Source organism: Aminobacter sp. SR38, from assembly GCF_014843375.1.
Classification (GTDB): Bacteria; Pseudomonadota; Alphaproteobacteria; order Rhizobiales; family Rhizobiaceae; genus Aminobacter; species Aminobacter ciceronei.
Genome location: NZ_CP062112.1, coordinates 2,964,458 through 2,977,102, shown reverse-complemented (window position 1 = coordinate 2,977,102; position 12,645 = coordinate 2,964,458). Strand labels below are relative to the sequence as shown.

At 64.2% G+C, this 12,645-nt stretch carries 15 protein-coding genes; 6 read left to right on the top strand and 9 right to left on the bottom strand.

The features are described 5' to 3' along the window. Positions 1-66: 66 nt before the first annotated feature. Positions 67-387, top strand: a complete 321-nt coding sequence (gene trxA / locus IG197_RS14525) for a thioredoxin (RefSeq protein WP_067955731.1) — start codon at positions 67-69, stop codon at positions 385-387. A 76-nt stretch (positions 388-463) separates the two neighbouring features. On the opposite strand, the gene IG197_RS14520 is transcribed toward trxA, so the two are convergent. The 5 genes from IG197_RS14520 to IG197_RS14500 are packed head-to-tail and all read right to left on the bottom strand — an operon-like array spanning position 464 to position 5,575. Further along, a complete protein-coding gene (locus tag IG197_RS14520; protein ID WP_192312807.1) occupies positions 464-1,795 on the bottom strand; it encodes a folylpolyglutamate synthase/dihydrofolate synthase family protein in 1,332 nt (443 codons plus the stop codon). A gap of 35 nt (positions 1,796-1,830) precedes the next feature. Beyond that, positions 1,831-2,754 carry an acetyl-CoA carboxylase, carboxyltransferase subunit beta gene (accD, locus tag IG197_RS14515; RefSeq protein WP_182574466.1) on the bottom strand — a complete coding sequence of 308 codons (924 nt, stop codon included), beginning with the start codon at positions 2,752-2,754 and terminating at the stop codon, positions 1,831-1,833. Positions 2,755-2,790: 36 nt separating this feature from the next. Beyond that, a complete protein-coding gene (trpA, locus tag IG197_RS14510; protein WP_192312804.1) occupies positions 2,791-3,633 on the bottom strand; it encodes a tryptophan synthase subunit alpha in 843 nt (280 codons plus the stop codon). Positions 3,634-3,635: 2 nt separating this feature from the next. Then, the gene (trpB, locus tag IG197_RS14505) at positions 3,636-4,886 is read right to left on the bottom strand and encodes a tryptophan synthase subunit beta (protein WP_067955725.1); all 1,251 of its coding nucleotides are present in this window, start codon (positions 4,884-4,886) and stop codon (positions 3,636-3,638) included. A 29-nt stretch (positions 4,887-4,915) separates the two neighbouring features. Beyond that, the gene (locus IG197_RS14500; protein WP_192312801.1) at positions 4,916-5,575 is read right to left on the bottom strand and encodes a phosphoribosylanthranilate isomerase; all 660 of its coding nucleotides are present in this window, start codon (positions 5,573-5,575) and stop codon (positions 4,916-4,918) included. A gap of 296 nt (positions 5,576-5,871) precedes the next feature. On the opposite strand from IG197_RS14500, the gene IG197_RS14495 reads away from it, so the two are divergent. Further along, positions 5,872-6,759, top strand: a complete 888-nt coding sequence (locus tag IG197_RS14495) for a LysR family transcriptional regulator (protein WP_246340766.1) — start codon at positions 5,872-5,874, stop codon at positions 6,757-6,759. Between the two features lie 131 nt (positions 6,760-6,890). Here the strand turns inward: IG197_RS14495 and IG197_RS14490 are convergent, their stop codons facing one another. The 4 genes from IG197_RS14490 to IG197_RS14475 form a co-directional block, all read right to left on the bottom strand. Further along, positions 6,891-7,649 (bottom strand): M48 family metallopeptidase, encoded by a 759-nt coding sequence (locus IG197_RS14490; protein ID WP_192312798.1) that lies wholly within the window; start codon positions 7,647-7,649, stop codon positions 6,891-6,893. A gap of 107 nt (positions 7,650-7,756) precedes the next feature. Further along, positions 7,757-8,197, bottom strand: coding sequence for a DUF2852 domain-containing protein (locus IG197_RS14485; RefSeq protein WP_067955719.1), 441 nt, complete (start codon positions 8,195-8,197; stop codon positions 7,757-7,759). A gap of 121 nt (positions 8,198-8,318) precedes the next feature. Continuing rightward, complete coding sequence (locus IG197_RS14480; RefSeq protein WP_192312795.1) at positions 8,319-9,461, bottom strand: benzoate/H(+) symporter BenE family transporter; 1,143 nt, start codon at positions 9,459-9,461, stop codon at positions 8,319-8,321. A gap of 4 nt (positions 9,462-9,465) precedes the next feature. Beyond that, complete coding sequence (locus IG197_RS14475; RefSeq protein WP_192312792.1) at positions 9,466-10,239, bottom strand: carboxylesterase; 774 nt, start codon at positions 10,237-10,239, stop codon at positions 9,466-9,468. A 199-nt stretch (positions 10,240-10,438) separates the two neighbouring features. Between IG197_RS14475 and infC the strand changes: the two genes are divergently transcribed. The 4 genes from infC to rplT all read left to right on the top strand — a co-directional run bounded on the left by infC (position 10,439) and on the right by rplT (position 12,578). Beyond that, complete coding sequence (gene infC, locus IG197_RS14470; protein ID WP_192319763.1) at positions 10,439-10,975, top strand: translation initiation factor IF-3; 537 nt, start codon at positions 10,439-10,441, stop codon at positions 10,973-10,975. Between the two features lie 127 nt (positions 10,976-11,102). Next, on the top strand, positions 11,103-11,729 hold the full coding sequence (locus IG197_RS14465) for an isoprenylcysteine carboxylmethyltransferase family protein (protein WP_192312789.1): 627 nt from the start codon (positions 11,103-11,105) through the stop codon (positions 11,727-11,729). A 209-nt stretch (positions 11,730-11,938) separates the two neighbouring features. Next, positions 11,939-12,142, top strand: coding sequence for a 50S ribosomal protein L35 (gene rpmI, locus IG197_RS14460; RefSeq protein ID WP_018430570.1), 204 nt, complete (start codon positions 11,939-11,941; stop codon positions 12,140-12,142). Positions 12,143-12,176: 34 nt separating this feature from the next. Continuing rightward, positions 12,177-12,578 carry a 50S ribosomal protein L20 gene (gene rplT, locus IG197_RS14455; RefSeq protein WP_067955711.1) on the top strand — a complete coding sequence of 134 codons (402 nt, stop codon included), beginning with the start codon at positions 12,177-12,179 and terminating at the stop codon, positions 12,576-12,578. Positions 12,579-12,645: the final 67 nt, after the last annotated feature.

Sequence of the window (12,645 nt, the reverse complement as noted above, 5' to 3'; positions counted from 1 at the left end):
ATGCTTGACCAAGGGTCCGCGCACTACCACATATGGCGCGACAGACAACTCCAAGAGGATCGTATCATGGCCACCGTCAAGATCGACAACAGCAATTTCAAGTCCGGCGTGCTCGAGGCCAAAGAGCCCGTCGTCGTCGATTTCTGGGCTGAATGGTGCGGCCCCTGCAAGATGATCGGCCCGTCGCTCGAAGAGATTTCCAACGAGCTCGCCGGCAAGGTCAAGATCACCAAGGTCAACATCGACGAGAACCCCGAGATTGCCGCCCAGTTCGGCGTGCGTTCGATTCCGACGCTGATGATCTTCAAGGACGGCGAAGTTGCCGACATCAAGGTCGGCGCGCTGCCCAAGACCGCGCTGTCGCACTGGATCAGCGGCAACGTTTGATCGCCCGTATCAAGCAAATGAAAAGCCCGGCTTTGGTCGGGCTTTTTTGTATCTCGAATGGCCGCTGGACAGGCCCTCAGGTCGGCGGCGTGCCGTTGGCCGCCAGCACCTCGCCCACCAGATAGAGCGAGCCGCCGATCAGGATGCGCGGCGCCGGCTCTTTCTCGTCCCAGGTATCGCGCAAAAGCATCAGTGCATTGGCAACCGAGCTCACCGGCTCGGCCGACAGCCCGGCCTCGGTGGCGCGCACAGCCAGTTCCTCGTTGGGAACGCCGGCGTCGCTCATCGTCACCGGCACGGTGTAGACATGGCGCGCCATGCCGTGGAACGGCTTGAAATAGCCGGTCTGGTCTTTGGTGTTGATCATGCCGGAGATCAGGAACAGCGGGCGCGGGAACTTCTCCTCCTGCTCGGTCAGGGCCTCGGCAATGACGGTCCCGGCGCCGGGATTGTGGCCGCCGTCGACCCAGACCTCGGCGCCCTTCGGCGCCAGCTCGCTGAGTGCGCCCTGCGGCAGGCGCTGCATGCGACCGGGCCAGGTCACCGACGCCATCGCCTTGTCGGCGGTGCGTTCGTCGACCGGGAAGCCGGCGGCCTTCACCGCGGCGATCGCGGCGGCTGCATTGGCGAACTGGTGACGTCCGGGCAGGCGTGGCGGTGACAGGTCCAGCAGGCCGGTCTGGTCCTGGTAGATCATGCGGCCGTTTTCCTCGAAGGCGACGAAATCCTGGCCATAAACCTCAAGTGGGCAATTGAGCCGCTCGGCAGTGTCGATCAGCACCTGCTGTGCCGCCTCGGTCTCCTGCGCGCCGACGACGACCGGGCAACCGCGCTTGATGATGCCGGCTTTCTCGGCGGCGATCAGCTCGACCTTGTCGCCAAGATAGGCCTCGTGGTCCATCGACACCGGCATGATCACCGACACCGCCGAGCGCTTGATGACATTGGTGGCGTCGAAGCGCCCGCCAAGCCCGACCTCTATGATGCAGGCGTCGGCCGGATGCTCCGAGAACAGAACGAACGTGACGGCCGTGAGGATCTCGAAGACGGTGATCTTCTCGCCGCGATTGGCTTCGCCGACGCGGCGTACGGCATCCGTCAGCACGTCGTCGGCGACAAGCTTGCCGCCGCCCGGCGCTGCCAGGCGGTAGCGTTCGTGCCAGTTCACCAGATGCGGCGAGGTGTGGACATGGACCAGCAGACCCTGGGCTTCGAGCAGCGCGCGCGAGAACGCCGCGCACGAGCCCTTGCCATTGGTGCCGGCGATGTGGATCACCGGCGGCATGTGGTCCTGCGGATTGCCCAGCCTTTCGAGCAGCCGGGTGATGCGGTCGAGCGAAAGGTCGAAGCCCTTCGGATGGAGCGCCAACAGGCGCTCGATTTCGAGATCGGCTTCGAGCGTGGTCATGGCATTTCCTCGGGCGCTACGCTGCTGCGGTCGTATCAGGCCTGCGGGCGGCGTTCCGGCACCGGCACGACGGGTGGCAGAATCTCGGCTTCGACAGCCTTGGCTGCCACCGGTGCCTTGGTCAGGATCTTGAGCAGGTTGGCAACCGTCGATTTCATCTCGAGCCGCGACACCACCATGTCGACCATGCCGTGGTCCATCAGGTACTCCGAGCGCTGGAAGCCCTCAGGCAGCTTCTCGCGGATGGTCTGCTCGATGACGCGCGGGCCGGCGAAGCCGATCAGCGCACCGGGCTCGGCAATATGGACGTCGCCCAGCATCGCGTAGGAGGCGGTGACGCCGCCGGTCGTCGGATTGGTCAGCACCACGATATAGGGCAAGCCGGCTTCCTTGAGCCGGTCGACTGCGACAGTCGTGCGTGGCAGCTGCATCAGCGACAAGATGCCTTCCTGCATGCGCGCGCCGCCCGAGGCAGCGAACAGGATCAGCGGACGCTTCTTCTCCAGCGCAACCTCGAAGGCGCGGATGATGGCGTCGCCTGCGGCCATGCCGAGCGAACCGCCCATGAAGGCGAAGTCCTGCACGGTGACGACGACGGGCAGGCCCTCGATCTTGCCGGTGCCCGACAGGATCGCGTCTTCGAGACCGGTCTTGGTCTTGGCGTCCTTGAGGCGGTCGACATAGCGCTTCTCATCGCGGAACTTCAGCGGGTCGGTCACGACCTTTGGGTTCTCGATGATCTCGTAGCGGCCGTCGTCGAAGAAGAAGCGCAGCCGCTCCTTCGCCGAAATCTTCATGTGATGGCCCGAAGACGGGATGACGTACTGGTTTTCCTCGAGGTCCTTGTGGAACACCATCTCGCCGCTCTCGGGATCCTTGATCCAGAGATTGTCGGGCATTTCCCGGCGGCCAAGCATCGAGTTGATCTTGGGGCGGACGTAATTGGTAATCCAGTTCATGGCAGTGGTCCTCTTCGAGCCCAGGACATGGGGTATTTATTGGGCGGGAGCAAGGCGTGCGGCGCGAACGCCTTGGGACAAGCCGGTAACCAGCGTCGCCACGGCTTCGGCCGGGTCGGCGGTCTTTTCACCCTTCGGGCCCAGGACGTTGGCCACGGCATTGACGATCGCTGTGCCGACGACCACGCCGTCGGCCGATGCGCCGATGGTGCGTGCCTGCTCGGCGGTCTTGACGCCGAAGCCGACACAGACGGGGAGATCGGTGTGCGCCTTGATGCGGTTCACCGCCTCCGCCACCTTGGTCGTGTCAGCCAGCGCCGAGCCGGTGATGCCGGTCATCGAGACGTAGTAGACAAAGCCCGACGTGTTTTCGAGCACCTTCGGCAGGCGCTTGTCGTCGGTCGTCGGCGTTGCCAGGCGGATGAAGTTGATGCCGGCCTTGAGTGCAGGGATACACAGTTCGGCGTCCATCTCCGGCGGCAGGTCGACGATGATCAGCCCATCTATACCCGAGGCGACAGCGTCGGTCAGGAAGCGGTCGACGCCGTAGATGTAGATCGGGTTGTAATAGCCCATCATGACGATCGGCGTGTCGTTGTCGCCCTGGCGGAACTCGCGCGCCAGTTTGAGCGTCTTGGCCAGCGTCTGACCGGCCTTCAGCGCGCGCAGGCCGGCGGCCTGGATCGCCGGGCCATCGGCCATCGGGTCGGAAAACGGCATGCCGAGCTCGATGACGTCGCTGCCCGCCTTGGGCAGTGCCTTCATGATCGACAGCGAGGTTTCGTAGTCAGGGTCGCCGCCCATGAAATAGGTCACGAGCGCCGGGCGTCCCTCGGCCTTCAGCTTTGCCATGCGGTGGTCGATGCGGGTGGTCGTCATGATCAGATCTCCATGCCTAGCATCTTGGCCACCGTATGCACGTCCTTGTCGCCACGGCCGGAGAGGTTGACGATCATCACCTTGTCCTTGCCCATCGTAGGCGCAACCTTGACCGCATGCGCGATGGCATGGGCGGATTCGAGCGCCGGGATGATGCCTTCCACCTTGGTGGTCAGCTGGAACGCCTCCAGCGCTTCGTCGTCGAGGATCGGCACATAGTCGACGCGGCCGCTGTCGCGGAGCCAGCTATGTTCGGGGCCAACGCCGGGATAGTCGAGACCGGCGGAGATCGAGTGGCCGTCGAGGATCTGGCCGTCATTGTTCTGCAACAGGTAGGTGCGGTTGCCGTGCAGCACGCCGGGGCGACCAGCGCTCATCGAGGCGCAGTGCTCGATGCCGTCGAGGCCACGTCCGCCGGCTTCGATGCCGACGATCTTGACGCTGCGGTCGTCGAGGAAAGGGTGGAACAGGCCAATGGCGTTCGAGCCGCCGCCGACGGCAGCAACGATCATGTCGGGCAGGCGCCCCTCCTGCTCGAGGATCTGGGCCCGCGCCTCGGTGCCGATCACCGACTGGAAGTCGCGGACGAGCTCGGGATAGGGGTGCGGGCCGGCGGCGGTGCCGATCAGGTAATAGGTGTCGTGCACGTTGGTGACCCAGTCACGCAACGCTTCGTTCATGGCGTCCTTCAGCGTGCCGTGGCCGGCGCTGACCGGGCGCACTTCGGCACCCAAAAGCTTCATGCGGAAGACGTTTGGCTTCTGCCGTTCGACGTCGGTGGCGCCCATATAGACGAAGCAGGGGAAGCCGAAGCGGGCGGCGACGGTTGCGGAAGCAACACCATGCTGGCCGGCGCCGGTTTCGGCGATGATACGGGTCTTGCCCATGCGCTTGGCGAGCAGGATCTGGCCCAGGCAATTGTTGATCTTGTGCGAGCCGGTGTGGTTCAGGTCCTCGCGCTTGAAATAGATCTTGGCGCCGCCCCCGAGGCCCTTCGCAGAGGAAACGTCACGAAGATGCCGGGTCAGGCCTTCGGCGTAGTAGAGCTTGGACGGCCGGCCGGCATAAAAGGTCGACAGCTCGTTGAGTTCCGCCTTGAAGGCCGGGTCGTTCTTGGCCTCGTCCCAGTGGCGCTGCAGGTCGAGGATCAGCGGCATCAGCGTCTCGGCGACGAAACGGCCGCCGAAGATGCCGAACATGCCCTGCTCGTCGGGTCCGGTGCGGAAGGAATTGGGCTCTGCCGGCTGGTTCAAGGCCGATCTCCTTGCGGCTGGAGGCTCACTCAGGCGGCGCTGTCTTCGCGCGCGGCCCGGACGGCCCTGAAGAAATTGTCGATGAGCGCCGCATCCTTGACGCCGGGTGCGCTTTCCACGCCCGAGGAAATGTCGATGCCGGGCGGGTTTGCGAGCCTGAGGGCGTCGCCGATATTGGCGGCGTTCAAGCCACCGGAAAGCATGTAATCGACGGAGGCGTCAAGGCCCGCAAGCAACCGCCAGTCGAAGGAAACGCCGTTGCCGCCGGGCAATTCGGACCCCGCGGGCGGTTTGGCGTCGAATAGCAGACGATCGGCGACCCCGCCATAAGGCACGATCGCGTCGAAGTCCTGGGCTTCGCGAATGGAGAAGGCCTTCATCACAGGCAGGCCGTAACGGGCCCTTACGTCAGCCACGCGCTCCGGCGCCTCCTTGCCGTGGAGCTGCAGCATGTCGGGCTTAACGGCAGCCACGATCGCGTCGAGAAAGGCGTCGTCGGCGTCGACCGTGACGGCTACCGCCTCGGCGCGGCCTGTGGCGGCCTGGCGCAGCTGCCCGGCGAGAGCGGGCGAGACGTTGCGCGGGCTTTTGGCAAAGAAGATGAACCCGACATGGCTCGCGCCATTGCCTAGCGCGGCGTCGAAGGTTTCAGCGGTGCTGAGGCCGCAGATCTTGATGTCGAGTGCCATGCGCCGGGATTGGCACGAAAAGCCGGCCGAGTCGAGAAAAGCTTGCGAAACATCGCGGTCAGGAAGCGACGCGCGGCACGGGAAAAATGGGCGATCGCCAGGCGACGCTGATGTGCGGCGATCGCCCGGAAGCGGTTGTAGTCGATTGTGTCGTGCGCTGACGGAACTGATGCGGGGTGGTGCTGACGGGACGTCATGGCTGGGTCCTCGGTGAAACCATGCCCGAGACGTATCATTTCCTGTACTGTACATAATCAGCTATCCTGTTGGTACATTCATGAACTGAGATCAGCAATATGGCGTCATCCGAAGACATGAAGGCCTTTGTGCGGATCGTCGATCTCGGCTCCTTCGCCAAAGCCGCCGACGACCTGCGCATCACGCCGTCGGCCCTGTCGAAACTGGTGTCGCGGCTCGAGGACCGGCTCGGTGTCCGATTGCTGACGCGCACCACACGCCGGCTGGCGCTGACCTCGGAGGGCACGCTGTTCCTCGAGCGGGCGCGCGAGGTGCTCGAACTCATCGATCTCGCTGAAGCCGACGTCGCGTCGGCGCGCGCCAGGCCCAAGGGGCTCCTGCGCGTCAATTCCAGCACCGGCTTCGCGCGCCAGACACTGCTGCACGCCATTCCGGAGTTTCTGAGGCGCTACCCCGAAGTGACTGTCGATCTCAGCCTCACTGACAAGCTTATCGATCCGGTCGCCGAGCAAGTCGATGTCGTCCTGCGCGGCAGCCCGACATCAGGGTCCGACATGGTGGCTCGCCAGCTGGCCGAAAGCCGCCGGGTGATCTGCGCAGCACCGTCCTATCTGGCGCGTGCCGGTACGCCATGTTCGGCAACCGAACTTACCGGTCACAACTGCATTCCGCTTTCGGGTCAGTCGTCGATGACGACATGGCCGCTGGCGAGTGGCGACGATCTCGTGCGCTTCCAGCCCTCCGGCAACTTCGGTTGCGACAATGTCGGCATGCTGTTCGACCTCGCCGTCCAGGGCCATGGCATCGTGCGGCTGGCGGATTTTGTCGTTGGCCAGGCGGTTCGCGAAGGCCGGTTGATCGAAATCCTCGCCGACATCAACCGCTCGGACCCGATCTCGCTCTGGGCCGTCATGCCCAAGGGTCGTTTCCGCGCGCCACGGGTTCAGGCGTTTCTGGATTTCATGGGAGAGTGGTTGGAGGCGTAGTCACCCCTTGTGGGGAGGGTCGGACCGCAGGGGTAGCGATCAGCGAGCGCTTCGTCGGATGGTAGGCGCTTCCAACCCCCGCCCCGCCGCTTCGCGTCGACCTTCCCCACAAGCGGGAGGGTAAGCCCTGCTCACTCAAACACGATCGCCTGCAGTGCTCCGCCATTGCGCTTGAGCCAGGCCTTGCAGCGCTCGGTGTCGGGGCAGAGTTCTTCGCACAGCTTCCAGAATTTCGGGCCGTGGTTCATCTCGCGGAGATGTGCGACCTCGTGGGCGACGAGGTAGTTGATGACAGGCGTCGGCGCCATCATGATGCGCCACGAGAACGACAGAACCCCATCAGAGGTGCAGGAGCCCCAGCGGCTGGTCGTGTCGCGGAAGCGGATCGCCTTGGCGCGGCGGCCGGCGGCCTCGCAGTGCCTGGCCACCATCGCTTCGATGTCGCGCTTGGCCTCGCGCTTGAGGAAATCGGCGATGCGTCGCGGCAAATGCGTCCGGTCGCCGTGGACGACCAGCGTCGGCCCGCTTTCGTCCTGCGACTGGCGCACGGTGCCGCGCGTCCCGCCCTCATGGACGATGAGATGCGGTACACCGCGGATCGGAATCTTGATGCCGGGACGCACCTGCGGCCGGTCGGGCACCTTGGCGAGGCGCTGTTCCAGCCAACCCTGATGACGGTCGAGAAAGCGGTCGACCTCGCCCTGGCGCAGGCCGGGCGGCACGGTGATGCGCAGGCCGCGGCCGCCGGCGTCGATGCGCAAAGTCAGCCGCCGCGCCCGGTCGTTCTCGACGATCCTGAGCGGCAGCGTGCGGCCGGCCACGACATGGTCCCGTTCCAGGACGGGTGTCGGCGCCGGCTTGGTCAGCTTGCGGAAGAAGCCAAAGGACATGGTGCGAGACTAGATGATTCGAGTGACAACGGCGCAATAGAAACGGCCGCGCAATAGAAACGGCGCCGCGATCACGGCGCCGTTGGCATTCAGCGGCTTGGGTGGCCTCAGTCGTCAAGCAGGCCCGACTTGCCGCCCTTCTTGGGCGTGACGGTCGGAGCCGTCGGCTTGTTGCGGTTGGCCATGAAGCGGTCGAAGTCGTCCTGGTCCTTGGCCCGGCGCAGTTCGCGGGCATAGGCGTCGAATTCGTCGCGCATCTCGTCGAGCTTGCGACGCTCTTCGTTCAGGCGCTCGAGTTCCTTCTCACGCCAGTCGTCGAAGGCGACGTTGCCGGTCTGGGTGTTGGCGCGGTAGGAAGCCTTGCGGCAGCCGGCGAAGATGCCGTCGGTCGCACGGTTGACGTCGCGCTTGAAACCGTCAAGCCGGTCGCCCCAGATGATGTAGGCAAGCATGGCGAGGCCGAGCGGCCAGAACACCATGAAGCCGATCACCATCAACGCGATGGTTGCCGGCGTCCAAGCCGGACGGATCAGTGCAGTCGTGTTCATAGTAGATTGCCGTTCCTTTGTTCGAGGCAGCAGGGGAAAAATGCTGCTCACATCGACATGGGAAAGCAAAAATGGCGATTCAAGACGACGCCGGCCAAAACCGGACAAGACTTTGGGAAAGCTAGCCTTTTTTGAAGTTCTCGAGCACCAGCACGACAAGCCCTGCGACCAGTCCCCAGAAGGCCGAGCCGACGCCGAGCAAAGTCAGCCCCGATGCGGTGACGACGAAAGCGATCGTCGCCGCCATGCGGTGACGGTCGTCCTTGAGCGCAATGGCGAGTGCATTGGCCAGCGACGACACCAACCCGAGCCCGGCAACAAGCACGATCAAGCTCGGCGGCAGCACGGCAAACACCGCCACCAGAGACGCGCCGAACGCGGCGAAGACAAGATAGGCGAGCGCATAGAATGGCCCGGTCTTCCAGCGCTCCTTCATGTCGGGGTGCACGTCTGGACCGGTGCAGATCGCAGCCGAGATCGCGGCGAGGTTGGTGGTCGAGGCGCCGAATGGCGCCGACAGCACCGAAAACAGCCCGGTCACCCCAATCAGCGGGCCGGGCTCGGGGTTGTAGCCGGCGGCGCGCAGCACGGCGAGGCCGGACAGGTTCTGCGAGGCCATGGTGACGAGATAGAGCGGCAGCGCCAGGCCGATCGTCGCGGTCAGCGTGAATTCGGGCGCGATCAGCGTCAGTGTCGACAGTTCCGGCACGGGCAGAGTGCCGACGCGGCCGGTGAGGAATGCAGCAAGCCCGCCGCCAACCAGCACCACCAGCACCGACAATGCCGGATTGTAGAGCCGGACCAGGAAGAACGCGCCGATCAGCGGCAGGATCAGCCACGGGTCAGTGGGCACGGCCTTGGCGGCATTGATGGCGAAGGTGACGACGATGCCGGCCAGCATGCCCGAGGCGACGGAGGCCGGGATGCGCGAGATCAGCTGCGTCAGCGGCTTGATCAGCCCGGTCAGCACCAGGAGCACGCCTGCCACCAGGAAGGCGCCCACAGCCTCGTTGATGGTAAAGCCGCTGCTCGCGGCGATCAGCGCGGCACCCGGCGTCGACCAGGCCGAGATGACCGGCATTCTGGTCCGCCAAGACAGCCAGGCCGTCTCGAAGGCCATGGCGAGACAGATGGCGGTGACCCAACTCGCCGTCTGCACCTGCGTCGCGCCGACCGCATCGGCGGCGGCGACGATGATGGCGAGTGTACTGCCGAAGCCGACGATGGCTGCGACGAAGGCCGAGATCGGGATCGACACGCGCATCGGCTCAGCCGGCCCGCGCGATGGTTTCGCCGACTGCGCGGGTCAGCAGCTCGAGATCCTCCGGCCGTGACAGGCGATGATCGCCGTTCGGCACCAGCGACAGCGTTGCGTCGTCGGCGGGCAGAAGGCTCATCAGCTTCAGCGCATGGCTGTGCGGCACGTCGGGGTCGGCAAGGCCCTGGATGATGTGGACGGGGCAATGGGTGTGGATCGGCCCTGTCATGACGAGGTTGTTGCGGCCGTCCTCGATCAGCGCGCGGGTGTAGATATAGGGCTCCGGCGAATAGTCCGACGGTTCCTCGAAATAGCCTTTCTCGGCCAGGTCCCTGCGCTGGGCCTCGGTCAGTTCGGGCTCGATCAGCTCGGCGGTGAAGTCCGGCGCCGGCGCCAGCAGCACCAGTCCGGCGACGCGGTCACCCTCGCCCGCTTTGTTGAGCTCGGCGTTCATCCTGAGCGCGATCCAGGCGCCCATCGACGAACCGACGAGCACCTGCGGCCCTGTCGTGAACGCGCGGAACACCGCAAGGCTTTCGGCCAGCCACCTGGAGATCGTGCCGTCGGCAAAGGCGCCGCCGCTCTCGCCGTGGCCGGAATAGTCGTGGCGCAGGAAGGCGCGCCCCTCGCCCGCTGCCCAAGCGGCCAGCGTTTCGGCCTTGGTGCCGAGCATGTCGGACTTGTAGCCGCCGAGCCAGACCACGCCTGGCGCCTGGCCCGGCTGGTACCTCAAGGCGATACGGTTGCCTTCGACCTCGATGAAGTCCGGTGCGCTTGCAGTCATGTCAAATCCCCTTGGCTGGGACTTGTGGCACAGCCGGCCAGATGCGGAAAGTGCCCCAAGAATCGTTCTTTTGGGACAGTTCGCATGCGCAGAAGCAGGTGATTTGTTGTGAGTGCTGTGTTATTGACTTCGCCCGCGCGCTACCCACATTGGCGCGTCAGACATTCAACAACGTCAATGGCTCGAGGAGACCACGACAATTCGCAGACCTTTCAAAGCAGCCGCGCCCACCAAGGACGGCCCGCGCTCCAACCGTGACATCCGGGTTCCCCGGGTCCAGCTGATCGACGCCGACGGACAGAACCGTGGCGATGTTTCCATCAACGACGCACTCCTGGCCGCCGAAGAGGCAGGCCTCGATCTCGTAGAAATTTCCCCCAACGCCACGCCGCCCGTCGTCAAGATCCTTGACCTCGGCAAGCTGAAATACGCCAACCAGAAGAAGGCGGCCGAGGCGCGCAAGAACCAGAAGGTCATCGAGATCAAGGAGATCAAGATGCGCCCGAACATCGACAGCCATGACTACGAGACCAAGATGAAGGCGGTACGCCGCTTCTTCGAGGAAGGCGACAAGGTCAAGCTGACGCTACGTTTCCGTGGCCGCGAGATGGCGCATATGGAACTCGGCATGCAGCTTCTCAACAAGGTGCGCGAGGAAGTCGCCACCATCGCCAAGGTCGAGGCCGAACCCAAGCTCGAAGGCCGTCAGATGATGATGGTGCTGGCGCCACGCTGATGCCATCTTGCGCGCCCAAAGCGGCGCGCAATGCACCGACGCCCCGGCATCCGCCGGGGCTATTTTCCCCGACAGTGGTGCCAAAAGGCTGACCTGCCCGCGCAGGCCGGCTGGAGTGTTTGGGCGCATGAGCAACAACGACACATCAGGCCTGGGCCGGTACCAGAGCATGCGCCGCCTCGTGTTGGCCGTGCTGATCGTTGCGATGTTCGCGGCCTTGCTGTTCGGCCAGTCGACCTTTCCGCCCGACACCACCGTCCACGAAGTCGTCGAGATGGTCGGCATCCTTCTGATTTTCCTCGGCATCGTCGGCCGCCTGTGGTGCACGCTCTATATCGGCGGGCGCAAATCGGGTGAGGTCGTCACCGGCGGGCCCTATTCGATGACCCGCAACCCGCTCTACGTCTTTTCGACGCTGGCGGCCGCCGGCGTCGGCGCGCAGATGGGTTCGATCGTCGCCACGATCGGCTTTGCCGTACTGTGCGCGCTGGCCTTCCATGTGGTCATTCTGCGTGAGGAGCGGCATCTCGAAGCGCTTTTCGGCGCCGCCTACAAGGCCTATGTCGAAAGGGTGCCGCGTTTCTTCCCGAAGCTCTCGCTCTATCAGGAAGGCGACACCGGCAGTTTCCGGCCCAAGCTTTTGCTCAACACCTTGCTCGACGGCCTGGTGTTTCTCGTCGCCCTGCCCGTTTTCGAGCTGATCGACCACGCCCAGGTCACCGGCGCGCTGCCGGTGCTGTTCCGCCTCCCCTGAGGCCGCGGAAACATTGCGGTTGCGGCCGTTTCAGGGTGTTGCACTGCGCCAAACTTCCGCGTATATAGCCGCGTCCCAGAACCGCCCGGCAGGGCATGCCGTGGCGGTTTCATTTGCTTTTCGGGCTTTGGTCGGCCTGAAAACAACAACATGAAGGGATTTCGAAGCACTTTCGGGTGCCGCGGGATCCTGAAGAACGGAGTAGCAAAATGCCCAAGATGAAGACCAAATCGGCTGCCAAGAAGCGGTTCAAGGTTACCGCGACTGGCAAGGTCCTGGCGGCTGCCGCTGGCAAGCGCCATGGCATGATCAAGCGTTCCAACAAGTTCATTCGCGATGCTCGCGGCACGATGGTTCTGGCTGAACCGGATGCCAAGAAGGTCATCAAGAATTTTCTGCCGAACGGCCTCTGAGCCCGGCCTGGACAACGTTTAAGGAGATCATGACATGGCACGCGTAAAAAGGGGCGTAACCGCCCACGCCAAGCACAAGAAGGTTCTCGAGCAGGCCAAGGGTTTCTACGGCCGCCGCAAGAACACCATCCGCATTGCCAAGCAGGCGGTGGAAAAGTCGAAGCAGTACGCTTACCGCGACCGCAAGAACCGCAAGCGCAACTTCCGCGCCCTGTGGGTCCAGCGCATCAACGCCGCGGTCCGCGAGCACGGCCTGACATATGGCCGCTTCATCGACGGCCTGAACAAGGCCAACATCGAGATCGATCGCAAGATCCTCTCCGACATGGCTATCCATGAGCCGCAGGCATTCGCCGCACTCGTGGCCAAGGCCAAGGTTGCTCTTGAGTACCTCAAGAACACCACCCCGAATGCTTTTGAAAGCGCTGTAGCTTAACCAGCGCCTTCCCAAGCATCACAGACTTGATTTGGGGAACCCGCGCTGGCACGGCTGGCGCGGGTTT